The sequence below is a fragment of the Alphaproteobacteria bacterium LSUCC0719 genome (assembly GCA_040839025.1).
Lineage (GTDB): Bacteria > Pseudomonadota > Alphaproteobacteria > Puniceispirillales > Puniceispirillaceae > UBA8309.
Genome location: JBFPJN010000003.1, coordinates 66,541 through 81,181, shown reverse-complemented (window position 1 = coordinate 81,181; position 14,641 = coordinate 66,541). Strand labels below are relative to the sequence as shown.

11 protein-coding genes are annotated in these 14,641 nt (G+C 62.2%); 10 read left to right on the top strand and 1 reads right to left on the bottom strand.

What is annotated here, in order from left to right:
- The first annotated feature begins 3 nt into the window (after positions 1 to 3).
- The 10 genes from tolB to AB3X55_07570 all read left to right on the top strand — a co-directional run bounded on the left by tolB (position 4) and on the right by AB3X55_07570 (position 14,018).
- Positions 4 to 1,377: a Tol-Pal system beta propeller repeat protein TolB gene (gene tolB / locus AB3X55_07615; protein MEX0503448.1), complete on the top strand. Its 1,374-nt coding sequence runs from the start codon at positions 4 to 6 to the stop codon at positions 1,375 to 1,377.
- A 287-nt stretch (positions 1,378 to 1,664) separates the two neighbouring features.
- Positions 1,665 to 2,267 (top strand): peptidoglycan-associated lipoprotein Pal, encoded by a 603-nt coding sequence (gene pal / locus AB3X55_07610; GenBank protein ID MEX0503447.1) that lies wholly within the window; start codon positions 1,665 to 1,667, stop codon positions 2,265 to 2,267.
- 157 nt (positions 2,268 to 2,424) lie between these two features.
- Positions 2,425 to 3,756 carry a hypothetical protein gene (locus AB3X55_07605; GenBank protein MEX0503446.1) on the top strand — a complete coding sequence of 444 codons (1,332 nt, stop codon included), beginning with the start codon at positions 2,425 to 2,427 and terminating at the stop codon, positions 3,754 to 3,756.
- Positions 3,749 to 5,062, top strand: a complete 1,314-nt coding sequence (tilS, locus tag AB3X55_07600) for a tRNA lysidine(34) synthetase TilS (GenBank protein ID MEX0503445.1) — start codon at positions 3,749 to 3,751, stop codon at positions 5,060 to 5,062. Before AB3X55_07605 ends, tilS begins: the two co-directional genes overlap by 8 nt.
- 68 nt (positions 5,063 to 5,130) lie before the next feature.
- Positions 5,131 to 7,053: an ATP-dependent zinc metalloprotease FtsH gene (gene ftsH, locus AB3X55_07595; protein MEX0503444.1), complete on the top strand. Its 1,923-nt coding sequence runs from the start codon at positions 5,131 to 5,133 to the stop codon at positions 7,051 to 7,053.
- Between the two features lie 21 nt (positions 7,054 to 7,074).
- A complete protein-coding gene (folP, locus tag AB3X55_07590; protein ID MEX0503443.1) occupies positions 7,075 to 8,154 on the top strand; it encodes a dihydropteroate synthase in 1,080 nt (359 codons plus the stop codon).
- Positions 8,155 to 8,221: 67 nt separating this feature from the next.
- Positions 8,222 to 9,583 (top strand): phosphoglucosamine mutase, encoded by a 1,362-nt coding sequence (glmM, locus tag AB3X55_07585; protein ID MEX0503442.1) that lies wholly within the window; start codon positions 8,222 to 8,224, stop codon positions 9,581 to 9,583.
- A gap of 134 nt (positions 9,584 to 9,717) precedes the next feature.
- On the top strand, positions 9,718 to 10,896 hold the full coding sequence (locus AB3X55_07580) for a phosphoserine transaminase (GenBank protein MEX0503441.1): 1,179 nt from the start codon (positions 9,718 to 9,720) through the stop codon (positions 10,894 to 10,896).
- Positions 10,897 to 10,989: 93 nt separating this feature from the next.
- Complete coding sequence (gene serA, locus AB3X55_07575) at positions 10,990 to 12,570, top strand: phosphoglycerate dehydrogenase (protein MEX0503440.1); 1,581 nt, start codon at positions 10,990 to 10,992, stop codon at positions 12,568 to 12,570.
- A 155-nt stretch (positions 12,571 to 12,725) separates the two neighbouring features.
- A complete protein-coding gene (locus tag AB3X55_07570) occupies positions 12,726 to 14,018 on the top strand; it encodes an adenylosuccinate synthase (protein ID MEX0503439.1) in 1,293 nt (430 codons plus the stop codon).
- A gap of 6 nt (positions 14,019 to 14,024) precedes the next feature.
- On the opposite strand, the gene AB3X55_07565 is transcribed toward AB3X55_07570, so the two are convergent.
- Complete coding sequence (locus AB3X55_07565; protein ID MEX0503438.1) at positions 14,025 to 14,519, bottom strand: hypothetical protein; 495 nt, start codon at positions 14,517 to 14,519, stop codon at positions 14,025 to 14,027.
- Positions 14,520 to 14,641 lie beyond the last annotated feature (122 nt).

Sequence of the window (14,641 nt, the reverse complement as noted above, 5' to 3'; positions counted from 1 at the left end):
CAGATGATGCCGGTTTGCTTCACAGTCCCTGGTCACGGTCGGTTTGCGCCTTTCACCCTTGTCAGGCGTCTTGCCGCGTTGCTTGTCGCCATGCTGATGCTGGCCGAAAGCGCGGTGGCACAGCTTCGTATCGAGATTACCGAGGGCATGGTTGCCCCGACACCAATCGCGATTGCCGATTTCACCGGCGCTGACGGGCGCGTCACCGATGAGGGGCGCGAGATTGCCACCATCATCTCCAACGACCTGCTGAGTTCGGGCCTTTTCGAGCCGATCGACAGCGCGGCCTTTATTGCGCCGCCGGGATCACCGGCGATGAAGCCGAATTTTGCCAACTGGGCACCGCTTGGCGCAAAGGGCCTTCTCGTCGGATCGGCGATTGTCGATGAGAATGGCAAGCTGCAGGTCGATTTCGTGCTGTGGGACGTGGTGACAGAACGCGACCTCAGTTCAGGCACCGGCAGCGCCGACCCGAACGCCCTGCGACAGCTTTCGCACAAGATCGCGGACCTTGTTTACGAGGAATTCACAGGCGACTCAGGCTATTTCGACACCCAGATCGTCTATGTCGCCGAGTCCGGCCCACAGGCCAGCCGCATCAAGCGTCTGGCAATCATGGACCAGGATGGGCACAACCACAAATATCTGACCAGTGGTCTCGATCTGGTGCTGACGCCGCGGTTCTCGCCGACCACACAGGAAATCGCCTATCTGAACTATTTCAATGAAGAGCCGAATGTCTATATCCAGGACATCCGCACCGGCCGCAGCGAACGGCTTGGATCCTTTCCCGGCATGACCTTTGCGCCGCGTTTCGGGCCGAAGGGTGACAAGCTGATCATGAGCTGGGCGCAGAACGGCCTGACCGACATCTACGAGATGGACCTTCGGACCCAGGATATCAGGCAGTTGACCAAATCTGGCTCGATCGACACCGCGCCCTCCTATTCGCCCGATGGCCGCCGTGTGGTCTTTGAATCCGACCGGGCCGGCCGCCAACAGCTCTATGTGATGAACAGCGATGGCACCGGCACCAAACGGATCAGCTTTGGCGAGGGCCGCTATGCAACACCGGTATGGTCACCGCGAGGCGACATCATTGCGTTCACGAAGATGCACAAGGGCACCTTCTATATCGGCATCATGAATATTGACGGCACCGGTGAACGACTGCTTGCCGAAGGGTTTCTGGTCGAAGGGCCGACCTGGGCACCGAACGGGCGCGTTCTGATGTATTACAAGCAGGAACGCTTCAAGGCTGATGGCAGCGGCGGCAAGACCGCGCTGTATCGGGTCGATATCACAGGCTACAACGAGCGGCGCATCATCACCCCGTCGGATGCCTCCGATCCGGCATGGTCACCACTGCGTCGGTAGCATGTTCGGCTGGAATTGAGGTTTTATGCCCTGTTGAACCGGAGTTTTTGTTTCCATTGCAAGGTTTTTTGGGTTAGTAAATGACAAGGATTTGAGGCTCCGGCGAAACCGGAACCGAAAAGGTTGGCTAAATATCTGTTTTTTTGGGGGGTCCTGCAGGGACAAACTCGGCAGTGTGGCTAGTAAAGTCAGCCAATATACAGAAACATTCGGTAAGCCGGGTCGAGAGTGAGCCGGAACTGATACCCGGACTTAATACGGCCGGACCTAATACAGGGAGCATTAACATGTTGCACCGCCTGATTGCACTTGTGGCAGTCGCCTTTTTCGTTGCCGCTTGCGAAACCGCATCACAGACGACAGCTGACAGCAGCGGCGACTCGACGTCGTCCAGCGCGGCATCGTCTGCTTCGACCACTGCCAGCTCCGGGTCTTCCGGCAGCGCCAGCTCTTCCGGCAGCGCCAGCTCTTCCGGCAGCGCCAGTTCTTCCGGCAGTTCGGGTTCATCTGCCAGCTCTGGTGGTGCTTCCGACAAGGCAACCGCCGCCGAGGCTCTCGCCGCGATCGGCAACACGGTCTATTTCGGCTATGACAGCGCGGCGCTGACAGCCGACACCGAAGGCACACTGATGCGTCAGGCGGCATTCCTGAATGCCAATCCGGCGCTGACCGTTACCATTGAAGGTCACTGCGATGAGCGTGGCACGCGTGAATACAACCTTGCCCTTGGCGAGCGTCGCGCCACCGCTGCCCGTGACTTCCTGCTTGCACAGGGTGTCGACTCGGCCCGGATCCGGACCATTTCCTACGGCAAGGAACGTCCTGCCATGGCCGGTTCCACCGAATCTGCCTGGTCGAAGAACCGTCGTGCAGCCACGGTGATCAACTAGCGCATCGGGTATTTCCGGCGGTGGCACAGGTCACTGCCGGACAGAACCAGATCGGAAGAGGAGCCCCCGCGCTCCTCTTTTTTTGCCAAAATTGTGCCTCAAAGCCGCGTTACACCCTAATCAGACCTGTATGTCCCGTTGACGAAAGGATCGTCACATGCACGCGCGTTTGTTGTTGAAATCTGGGTTGAAATCCGGGTTGAAATCCGGCTCCAGCCCCAAGGTGATCACTGGTGTACTCCTTGATCTGGTCACCCGTCTGGTTCCGCGTTCCGGTTCCAGGATAACATCGGCGATCGCGGGCGGTCTGGTTGTTGCCGCGCTTGCCGCGCTCCCGGCCTCGGCCCAGGAAACGCGCGACAATAGCGCAGGACTTTCGACAACGTCCGGTGATACCGGGTCTGCGAATACATCGGTATTGCTGACCCGCCAGAACCAGCGTCTGGAAATGCTGGAAACCGATCTTCGGGACATGCGCGGACAGATGGAAATCGATATCCGGAACCTGAAGATGCAGGTCACCCAGCTTGGCAACAATGCGTCGAGTGGTGAAACCGCGACAACTGCCGAGCTTCGCGACCTTCGGGACCAGGTTGAACGTCTTGCCGACGCGGTCTCGATGGCGAGCCGGCGTATGGAACGGACGCTGGAAATCACTTCGGACATGGAATTCCGTCTTCTGCGGATGGAAAAGCGGCTGCAGACCCTGATGAATCTCGGCGGTGACGAGCTGGCCCGTGCGGCGGTACAGGACGACACCATCGCGGCCGGTGATACGCCGGAGGTGTCAATGCAGCGTGACACCAGCACCGGTGAGATTACATGGCAGATGAGCGCATCGAAGCTGAACGAACAGCTTGCCTCCGGTGCCCAGCAGCCACAGCCGGCAGACACCGGCAATGACGGCACGCTTGCTGCCGGCACCAACGCGGCCACCGGTGCAACCGCTGGTGCAACCGCCGGCGGCGCGCCATCTGACGGAACGCCGGGCGGTGCTTTGGCGTCGGCGGCGCCCGCCATGTCGCAGCCGGCCGCGCCGACCCAGCAACCTGCAGTACCCGTCGTGGCACAGCCCCCAAAGCCCGAAATCCTGCCAGACGCCTCACCCGAGGAGCAGTATAATTTTGCGCTTCAGCGGGCGATGCAGAACGATCTTGAAACGGCGGAGCTTGCCTTTGCCGAATTCCGCCAGTTCAATGTCGGCCATCCGCGTGAGGCAGATTCGCTGTTCTGGCTTGGCCGGATCCAGTTCCTGCGCGGTCAGTTCGAACAGGCGGCGCTGACCTTTTCCGAATTCAGCCGTGCCTATCCCGAGGATGCCCGCCTGAACGACACCACGATCTGGGTGGCTGAATCGGTGTCGCGCTTTGCGCCGCCGGAACAGGCCTGTGATATCTACCGTCAACTGCCAAGCGTTGTGCCGGAGCCGTCGCAGCGGCTGACCGAACGGCTTGCCGCGTTGAGCGAGGCCGCCAACTGCGGTGGCTGATGCCGCCCCTGCAGGTCGGTCCGGGGCCGCGCTTGCGGCAGAATTTGCCAGTGCCATGCGGCGCTGCCTCGATCTGTGTCGGGGCCATGATGAATCCACCACACATCTGTTCACCGCGCTGTCCGGCGGTCCCGACAGCACGGCGCTGGCCTGTCTGACCCGGGATTATGCCGCACAGCACGGATTGCGACATACCGCGCTGATTGTCGATCATCGGATTCGAGACGACAGCACGGTCGAGGCCCGGCGTGTTGCCGACAGGATGCGTGATATCGGGCTCGACGCTGAAATTCTGACCGTTCAGGATGGCGCACCTGCGACCGGCCTTCAGGCCTGGGCACGCGGCCAGCGTTACGCCCTGATGCTGGCACGGGCGCGCCGCGACCGGGGTTGTCTGCTGCTTGGTCATCATGCCGGCGATCAGGCTGAAACCGTGATGATGCGACTTTCCAGGGGGTCCGGCCTTGCCGGTCTTGCCGGGATGGCGCGGGTGTCGCTTCGTGACGGGGTGATGGTGCTTCGCCCGTTTCTCGACATGCCGGCGGCGGCGCTTGTCGATTTCTGTGCGGTGCGCGGGCTGGTGTTTGAACAGGATCCAAGCAATCTGGACAGGCGGTTTGAACGGGTGCGGATTCGCCAGGGTCTGGCGCTGATGGCCGGCCGGGGCAGTGCGATGTCGGATCAATTGGCCCGTCTTGCGCGTGCTGCCCGCGATATAGACAACGCCTTGCTTCGGGGGCTTGCAGGGGCCGACTGTCTGCCGGTCATCCAGCCGGCGGGCTTTGCGCGCCTGCCGGGTTCCATCGACCGGCTGCCCCCGGCCATCGGGGCGCGTCTCCTGGCCCATGTGATCGGGCAGGTGGCACGCCCGTCACCGCCACCGTCACGGCAGTCGCTGGACCGGCTTGTGGCGCGGCTGGCGGTCAAAAGGGCGGCAACGCTGGGCGGGGCGCGTGTCTCGCCTGATGGCGGCGACTGGCTGGTCACGGCCGAGCCCGGGCGGCGTCCGCAGCGTCTGCATGTGCGGGCCGGGCAGCGGGTGGTCTTTGCCGGCATATGGGATATTGCCAGCCCCGTGGACGGCGTCGTCCGGCATCTTGGCCGTGCTGGCAGCGGCGCGGCGCGTGACTGGATGCAGACGCCCGGCTGGTGTGCGCTTCCGTCGCTGGCAAGACGTGCAATGCCGGTGCTTGAAACCCTTGACGGGGCTTTGATTTACCCCCACTTACAAACTAGGGATATGGGAGACAACAGCATTACCAACGCAACGGCACGTTTCTTGCCATTGCCGACATATCGAAATTGATTTCCGGTCATGCCAGCGATCATCGGCTGGCACATGACGAAACACTTGTTTGAAGGAAAGTTGAAACCATGAACAACATGGGTCGAAACATCATTATCTGGCTGATCTTCGGCGCCGCGCTTCTGGCGCTGTTCAACCTGTTCCAGAGCCCGTCATCAAGCACGCCCGGCAGCCAGCTGGCCTATTCCGACTTCATCGCCGAGGTGGAAAGCCAGCAGGTGGTCGAGGTTGTGATCGACGGACGCAATCTCAAGGGCACCGCGAAGAACGGACGTGTGATCACCTCGGTCATGCCGGAAGGCACCGACGTGGTCGCGGTTCTTGACGCCAATGATGTCCGCATCATCGCAAGCCCGGAAGACAGCGGCATGCCGAGCTTCCTGTCGATCCTGCTGTCATGGTTCCCGATGCTGCTGTTCATCGGCATCTGGGTGTTCTTCATGCGCCAGATGCAGGGCGGCTCGCGCGGCGCGATGGGCTTTGGCAAGTCGCGCGCCAAGCTGCTGACCGAACATCAGGGACGTGTCACCTTCGAGGATGTCGCCGGTATCGACGAAGCCAAGACCGAGCTTGAGGAAGTTGTCGAATTCCTGAAGGATCCCGGCAAGTTCCAGCGCCTTGGTGGCAAGATCCCGAAGGGTGTCCTTCTTGTCGGGCCGCCGGGTACCGGTAAAACGCTTCTTGCCAAGGCCATCGCCGGCGAGGCCAATGTGCCGTTCTTCACCATTTCCGGCTCGGACTTTGTCGAAATGTTTGTCGGTGTCGGTGCCAGCCGGGTCCGCGACATGTTCGAACAGGGCAAGAAGAACGCGCCATGTATCATCTTCATCGATGAAATCGACGCTGTGGGACGGCATCGCGGTGCCGGCCTTGGCGGCGGCAATGATGAACGCGAACAGACCCTGAACCAGATGCTGGTCGAGATGGACGGTTTCGAGGCGAATGAGGGTGTGATCCTGATCGCCGCGACCAACCGTCCGGACGTCCTTGACCCGGCGCTGCTTCGTCCGGGCCGTTTCGACCGCCAGGTGGTGGTGCCGAACCCGGATGTGGTGGGGCGTGAGAAAATCCTAAAGGTCCATATGCGCAAGACGCCGCTTGCCGAAGGTGTGGATGCCCGCATCATCGCCCGCGGCACGCCCGGATTTTCCGGCGCCGATCTTGCCAACCTTGTGAACGAGGCGGCGCTTCTTGCCGCGCGCAAGGGACGCCGTACCGTGTCGATGCAGGAATTCGAGGAGGCCAAGGACAAGGTCATGCTGGGGTCGGAGCGCCGGTCGATGGTGATGACCGACGATGAAAAGCGCCTGACCGCCTATCACGAGGCGGGGCACGCCGTTGTGGCGCTTCACTGTCCGGCCTCCGATCCGATCCACAAGGCAACCATCATCCCGCGCGGCCGCGCGCTTGGTATGGTTATGCGCCTTCCCGAAGGCGACCGGATTTCACTGGCGCGCCAGCAGATCTATGCCGATCTGCGTGTTGCCTGTGGTGGCCGTATTGCCGAGGAGTTGATCTTTGGCGAAGAGCGCGTGACGACAGGCGCCTCGTCGGATATTCGGATGGCCACCGATATGGCCCGCCGGATGGTTACCGAATGGGGCATGTCGGACAAGCTGGGCTTTCTTGCCTATAACGCCGACGAGCAGGAAGTCTTTCTTGGCCGGTCGGTGTCACAACAGAAAAACGTGTCCGATGCCACCGCGTCGATCATTGATTCCGAAACGCGGCGGATCGTCGACGAAGCCTATGGCGACGCCATGAAGATCCTGAAAAAACATCATGACGAGCTGGAACGGCTGGCCCAGGGGCTTCTTGAATATGAAACGCTGAATGGCGACGAGATCAAGATCATTGTCGAGGGGGGGACGCTGTCCCGCGAAGACCCTGCCGATGATGTCGAGACACCGCGGGCCAAGCGCAAGCGTGCCTCGATACCGGGCACAGGCCGGCCAAAGACGCCCGGCAACGAGCCTGCGTCCCCGCAATAACCGGCTGGGTCATTGGCTGACGTGACAGATACCACCGAGCTGATACGACTGGCGGCGCCAAAAGCGCCGCCTTTCGCCGTTCCGACATGGCTGCGGCCTGTCCCGGTACCGGCAGGCACGCATCGGCTTGCCGGTGGCTGGGCGTCATTCGATGTTGTCGACATCCTGCAGCGTGATGCGGCAGGCTACAGCGTGTCGCGGCACCCCCTTGATGCGGTCATGGCAATCGCCGGTGACCGGAACCTGGCGTCGTCAATGATCGACCGGCTGACAGACAGGCGGCCCGACTGGGCGGGGCTGGCGCTGGACCAGCCGACGATCATGGGCATTCTCAATGTCACGCCTGACAGCTTTTCCGATGGGGGGCAGCATAATCTGCCGGCGCGGGCCGTTGCCGCCGGCCGGGCGATGATCGAGGCCGGTGCCGCTATTGTCGATATTGGGGGGGAATCCACGCGCCCCGGTGCCGATCCCGTGACCCGCAACCAGGAACTGGCGCGGGTATTGCCACCGATCGCCGGGTTGAAGACTGCCGGCACGGTGCTGTCGATCGATACACGACACGCCGAGGTGATGACGCGCGCTACGGCTGCCGGTGCCGGTATCATCAATGATGTGAACGGGTTGCGCGGTGAAGGCGCGCTGGATGCCGCGGCGGCCAGTGGCTGTGCCGTGGCCATCATGCATATGCAGGGTACACCCGAGACGATGCAGCAGGATCCCCGATACGGGTTCGCGCCTGCTGAAATCTATGAATTCCTTGAACAGCGGATCGCCGACGCCGTGCGTGCCGGGATCCCGCGCGAGCGGATTGCCATCGATCCGGGGTTCGGTTTTGGCAAGTCACCGGCCCATAATCTGTCTTTGATTGGCTGGACCGCGATGTTCCACGGCCTTGGTGTGCCGATCCTTGTCGGGGTCAGCCGCAAATCATCCATTGCCAGCCTGTCGGCAGGCGAGGCGGCGGATCAGCGGCTTGCCGGCTCGCTGGGTCTGGCGATGGCGGCGGTGGCGCAGGGATGCCAGCTTGTCCGCGTTCATGACGTGCCCGAAACAAGACAGGCGCTGGCCATTCAGATGGCACTGACGGCAAGCATATAGCGGCTTGAGAAAGCTTGGTCCTGATCCTATTGTGGCGGGAACCGTGATTTTACGGAGAAGGAAGCCGATGGCGGGGATGTTTGGAACAGACGGCGTCCGGGCGCGGGTCAATACCGGTGCCATGACCGCCGAGGCCATTGTCAGGCTGGCGCTGGCTTCAGGCCGCTGGTTCATCGACAACAATCCCGAAGGCCGGACCGGCAGGCCGCTGGTCGTGATTGGCAAGGATACGCGGGTGTCCGGCTATATGGTCGAGGCCGCGCTGGTTGCCGGCTTTACCTCGATCGGCATGGACTGCCGTCTTCTGGGGCCGATGCCGACGCCCGGGGTCGCCTATCTCACAATGTCCCTGCGGGCGCATCTCGGGGTGATGATTTCGGCCAGCCACAATCCGTTCGAGGATAATGGCATCAAGCTGTTTGGCCCGGATGGCTACAAGCTTGCCGATGACATCGAGACGGGGATCTCCGACCTTGCCGCCGGATCGATAGAATTGTCGGCACCTGCCGATCTTGGCCGCGCCGCCAGAATGCTGGATTCGGTGGGCCGGTATGTCGAATTCGCGAAATCAACGCTGCCAAGCGATGTCAGGTTCGACGGGCTGAAGGTTGTTGTCGACTGTGCCAATGGCGCGGCCTACCGGACCGCCCCCGACACGCTTCGCGACCTTGGTGCCGAGGTTGTCGTGATTGCCAATGAACCCGACGGGTTCAACATCAACCAGAACTGCGGCGCTGTTCATCCAGAACAGCTGGCGGACAAGGTCAGGGACACAGGTGCCGATATCGGCATTGCCCTTGATGGTGATGCCGACAGGTTGATTCTGGTTGATGAAGGCGGGGCTGTCATTGACGGTGATCAGGTGCTGGCCTGTCTGGCCCGCGAGATGCAGGCGGCGGGAAGGCTGACCGGCGGCGGCATTGTCGGCACGATGATGACGAATGGCGGTATTGAACCGTTTCTCGACGGGTTGGGGCTGGCCCTGCACCGCACAAGGGTTGGCGACCGCTATGTTCTGGAGGCCATGCGAAGCCACGGGATCAATCTCGGCGGGGAATCCTCGGGCCATATCCTGATGACCTCGCTCAGCACCTCCGGTGACGGGCTGATCGCGGCCCTGCAGATGCTGCGGCTGCTGGCCAATGACGACCGGCCGGCAAGCAAGCTGTTCCACGCCTTTACCCCGAAATGCCAGAAGCTGGAGAATCTGCGCGGGGTGGACCGGTCGGTTCTTGAACGCCCGGCGGTGGTTTCCGGGCTGGCGGCAATTGAATCCGGCCTTGCCGGCAAGGGGCGGCTGCTGGTGCGCGCCTCCGGTACCGAGCAGCTGCTGCGGATCATGGTCGAGGCGGATGACGAGCCGCTTGTCGACAGCACGATTGCTGAAATAATTTTGCTCATCGAATCCAAAGCTTCTGAAGCTCAATAAAAACAATCTGTTAAACAAAAGCAAAATCTTTCACGCCGAATCCGGATCGGCGGTTGACCTGCCGCGCCCTCTGGCCCATCTTCTGCGTGGGCCGTCACCCCCCAACGGGTGGCAACATTATTGACGAGGGCGTTATGACCACCGTACCCAAGCCGGCCACCAGACCGGATTCGCCGCTGTTTTCGACGGGACCAACCCGCAAACGGCCAGGATGGACCCCGGACGCGCTCGATACCGCCTCGCTTGGCCGCTCGCACCGCGCCGCCCATCCCAAATCCCGCATCCAGACATGTCTGTCGATGATCCATGCCAGCCTGGGGCTGCCCGACGACTATCTTGTCGGCATTGTTCCCGGTTCGGACACGGGCGCTGTCGAGATGGCGATGTGGTCGCTTCTTGGCGCGCGCGGTGTCGACGTTCTTGGCTGGGAGGCGTTCGGCAAGGCGTGGATCAAGGATGCCACGGGCGAGCTGACGCTGGACCCGCTGGTCTGCCACGAGGCGGAGTATGGCGATCTTCCCGACCTGTCGAAGGTCAATTTCGACCATGACGTTGTGTTTACCTGGAATGGTACGGCATCGGGCGTTCGCGTTCCGGGTGGCGACTGGATCCCGGATGATCGCGGCGGTCTGACCATCTGCGACGCGACATCGGCTGTCTTTGCGATGGAGATGCCGTGGGACAAGCTGGATGTGGTGACATTCAGCTTTCAGAAGGCCCTTGGCGGCGAAGGCGGGCACGGTGTCATCATCCTGTCGCCGCGCGCCGTCGACCGGGTGAACAGCCATCAGCCATCCTGGCCGGTGCCAAAGGTGCTGAAGCTGCACAAAAAGGGCGGGCTTGATACCGCGCTGTTCGAAGGGGCGACCATCAACACCCCGTCAATGCTGGTAATCGAGGATGCCATTGACACGCTGCGCTGGGCCGAAACGCTTGGCGGGGCAAGGGGCCTGATCGCGCGCGTCGAGGAAAGCTTTGCCCATTACCGGAGCTGGCTTGCCGACACCGCCTATTTTGCGCCGCTGGCGCGTGAGGCGGCCACGATGTCGCCGACAGCGCTGTGTCTGGTGATCAATGATGCCTGGTTCACCGCTCAGGATGCAGCGACACAGAAGGCGGTTGTCAAATCGATGCTGACACGGCTCGAGGAAGAGGGTGTCGCGGTTGACATCAATGCCTATCGCGACGCGCCGACGGGTCTGCGGATCTGGGGCGGTCCCACCGTGGATCCAGAGGATATCAGGCGGCTTCTACCCTGGGTCGACTGGGCCTATGAAACCGCCCGCGCGCACCACCGGCAGGCCGCGGCCTGAGCGAACAGACATGCCCGGCAGACGGCACGCGGCCGTGCCGGGCACCCCTACCGGAAATTGCAGATGACGCTGTGCGTCAGGAAGGACGATACCGTGCCAAAGGTACTTATCAGCGACAAGCTCAGCCCCCGGGCTGTCGATATTTTTGAAGCTCGCGGCGTCGAGGTTGATGTGAAAACCGGCCTTGACCCGGCAGAGCTTGCCGCCATCATCGGCGCGTATGACGGGCTGGCGATCCGGTCCGCCACCAAGGTGACGGCCGAGATTCTGGCCGCCGCCGACAATCTGAAGGTTGTCGGCCGTGCCGGGATCGGGGTCGACAATGTCGATATTCCGGCGGCGACGGCGCGCGGTGTGGTGGTGATGAATACCCCGCATGGCAATGCGGTGACGACAGCGGAACATGCCATTTCGATGATCCTGGCGCTGGCGCGCCAGATACCGGCTGCCAACGAATCCACCCAGGCCGGCAAATGGGAAAAATCCCGGTTCATGGGCACCGAGATCACCGGCAAGACGCTTGGCCTTGTCGGCTGTGGCAATATCGGGTCGATTGTCGCCGACCGGGCGCAGGGGCTGAAGATGAAGGTCGTTGCCTATGATCCGTTCCTGACCCCTGAAACAGCACGCCGCATCGGCGTCGAAAAGGTCGAGCTTGACGAGCTGCTTGCACTGGCCGATTTCATCACCCTCCATACCCCGCTGACCGAGCAGACCCGCAACATCCTGTCGGCGGATGCGCTGAACAAGACCAGGGCCGGGGTACGGATCGTCAATTGCGCGCGTGGCGGGCTGGTCGACGAGCTGGCGCTGGCGGCGGCGCTGGCGAATGGTCATGTCGCCGGGGCCGCGCTGGATGTGTTTGAAACCGAACCGGCGCGCGAGAACCCGCTGTTCGGCATGGACAATGTCATCGCCACGCCGCATCTGGGGGCCAGCACGACCGAGGCCCAGGAAAAGGTCGCCCTTCAGGTGGCCGAACAGATGGCGGATTTTCTGGTGAATGGCGCTGTGACCAACGCCTTGAACATGGCTTCGGTATCTGCCGAGGAAGCGCCGATCCTGAAACCCTATATGGAGCTTGGCCGCAAGCTGGGGGCGTTCCTCGGCCAGGTTGAAAGCCCGGAACTGACCTCGGTCAGCATCGAATTCGACGGCAAGGCGGCGGGGCTGAACCCGGAACCGGTCGTGGCCTCGACGGTGGCCGGTCTTCTGGGTCCGGTGATGGATTCGGTCAATATGGTGAACGCCGCCGCGCTGGCGGCCTCGAACGGCATCGCGCTGTCGACGGTACGGCATGAACGGCGCTGCGACTATGAAACGCTGCTTCGCGTGACCGTGACCTATGCCAACGGCACCCGGACCATCGCCGGCACGCTGGTCGGTGGTGACAAGGCCCGGATCGTCGAGGTGCAGTCGATCCCTGTCGAGGCCGATTTCCCGGACACGCTTCTCTATCTGCGCAATTACGACAAGCCGGGGTTCATCGGCGATCTCGGCAGCCTGTGTGGACGTCACGGCATCAATATCGCGACCTTCCATCTTGGCCGGCGCGAGGCCGGTGGCGAGGCGATCGCGCTTGTCGAGATTGATCAGAAAATCGACAATGATGTGATGGCCGAACTTCGCAAACTGCCCCAGGTGGTGCGTGCCGACATGCTGCATTTCGCCTGACCGGGCCAGCGGCATGATTCGGCGTGGCATCGCGCATCCGCCCTGCCGGTGATGCGGGGCGGCTTGCCGGGGCGGCGATTTTTGGCTATCACTGTCGCCGTTTGTGCGTCGCTGCGGCGCCATGCCCATGACATTCCCACAGGACAGGTATCAGCATGACAAACGTGGCCGTAATCGGCGCCCAGTGGGGCGATGAGGGCAAGGGCAAGATCGTTGACTGGCTTTCCAGTCGCGCCGACGTGGTGGTCCGGTTTCAGGGCGGCCACAATGCCGGCCACACGCTGGTCATTGGGGGGGTTGAATATAAATTGTCGCTGCTGCCATCCGGCATCGTGCGGCCCGGCAAATTGTCGGTCATCGGCAATGGCGTTGTCATCGACCCGCATCATCTGATTGCCGAGATTGCCCAGCTTCGCGGCCAGGGCGCGGCCATTTCGCCGGACAGTCTTGTCGTATCCGATACGGCGGCGCTGATCCTGCCGCTGCATCAGGCGGTCGACCATGCCCGCGAGGCGATGCGCGGCAGTGGCAAGATCGGCACCACCGGGCGCGGCATCGGCCCGGCCTATGAGGACAAGGTGGCGCGGCGTGCCGTACGGCTGGGTGATCTGGCAAGCGAGGACACGCTGCGGGCCAAGCTGGCGGCGCTGGCGGCGCATCATAATGTCTGGCTGAAGGCCGCCGGCGAGGCCGAGGTCGACCCCGAGGAAATGCTGGCCGGGCTGCTGGCCATCCGCGATCAGATCCTGCCCTTTGCCGGGCAGAGCTGGCGGGTGCTTGAAGCGGCCCGTGCCGACGGCAAGCGGGTGCTGTTCGAGGGCGCGCAGGGCGTGATGCTGGATATCGACCACGGCACCTATCCCTTTGTCACCTCGTCGAACACGGTGGCCGGTCAGGCGGCGACGGGCGCCGGCACCGGCCCGACCAATATCGGGTTCGTTCTGGGGATCACCAAGGCCTATACAACGCGGGTCGGCAGCGGCCCGTTCCCGACCGAGGATTTCGGTGCCGATGGCGACCGGATGGGCGAGCGTGGCCGCGAATTCGGCACCGTTACCGGGCGCAAGCGCCGCTGCGGCTGGTTCGATGCGGTGATGGTACGCCAGGCCAACGCGGTGGCCGGCATCACCGGCATGGCGCTGACCAAGCTGGATGTTCTCGACGGGTTCGAGACGTTGAAGATCTGCACCGGATACGATGTGGACGGCCAGATGCTGGACCATTTCCCGTCCGATGCGGCGGCGCAGGCCGCCTGCACACCGGTCTATGAGGAAATGCCCGGCTGGTCGGAAAGCACCTATGGGGCGCGCAGCTGGGCCGAACTGCCGGCCAATGCGGTGAAATATATCCGCCGGGTCGAGGAATTGACCCGCACGCCGGTGACGCTGCTCTCGACAAGCCCGGAACGCGACGACACGATCCTCGTCACCGACCCGTTCGGCGGGTGAGGGGGATTACGCCGCCAGCAGGTGATCGGTCGCCACCACTGTCTGCAAGGGCTGGTTAAGCGCCTCGCTCATTGCGATGGCCGCCATTCTGTAATCATCACCAACAAGGTCATGCTTGCCAAGCATGCCTAGATAGTGGCTTCGCAGCAGCATGTCTGCGGTCGGTGCCAGCGGTTTGCGGCGTTCGGTGCGTTTTTCCGCCGCCGCGACGCGTTGCTTGTCGCTGTAGCCGAGCAGACGTCCAAGGTCGGTCTGTGAAAAGGCCATTTCACCGCGCAGGAACCGGATTTCGCGCGGGCCGAGTGGCCGCCGCAACCTGCAAAGATGCAAGCCGATGGCTGCATGGATATTGTCCAGCGCAAGCAGGCGCAGATCACCATCCTCGCTGATCTCAAACAGGCCCGGTGCCAGCCAGTAATTGTCCAGTCCGCTCAGGCTGTAATGATAGAATTGGTCCCTGTCGGCATCCGGCGAGAGATTGCGGACTTTGATTCTGTTCATTGTGCGTCTCCCCTTCACGTCTGCCCTGTGGCGGTGGTGACCGGTCTTTCTTTGATATTAAAATAATACCAATTTGCCATTCTTCCAAGAATAAAGTATAAAAAATATACCTTTATTGTCTT

What these genes read in the sequence shown, in the direction of transcription:
- AB3X55_07565 (MEX0503438.1), bottom strand. Translation starts at nt 14,519, where the DNA reads ATGAACAGAATCAAAGTCCGCAATCTCTCGCCGGATGCCGACAGGGAC.
- AB3X55_07580 (MEX0503441.1), top strand. Translation starts at nt 9,718, where the DNA reads ATGACCACCGTACCCAAGCCGGCCACCAGACCGGATTCGCCGCTGTTT.
- ftsH (MEX0503444.1), top strand. Translation starts at nt 5,131, where the DNA reads ATGAACAACATGGGTCGAAACATCATTATCTGGCTGATCTTCGGCGCC.
- AB3X55_07605 (MEX0503446.1), top strand. Translation starts at nt 2,425, where the DNA reads ATGCACGCGCGTTTGTTGTTGAAATCTGGGTTGAAATCCGGGTTGAAA.
- tolB (MEX0503448.1), top strand. Translation starts at nt 4, where the DNA reads ATGATGCCGGTTTGCTTCACAGTCCCTGGTCACGGTCGGTTTGCGCCT.
- glmM (MEX0503442.1), top strand. Translation starts at nt 8,222, where the DNA reads ATGGCGGGGATGTTTGGAACAGACGGCGTCCGGGCGCGGGTCAATACC.
- AB3X55_07570 (MEX0503439.1), top strand. Translation starts at nt 12,726, where the DNA reads ATGACAAACGTGGCCGTAATCGGCGCCCAGTGGGGCGATGAGGGCAAG.
- pal (MEX0503447.1), top strand. Translation starts at nt 1,665, where the DNA reads ATGTTGCACCGCCTGATTGCACTTGTGGCAGTCGCCTTTTTCGTTGCC.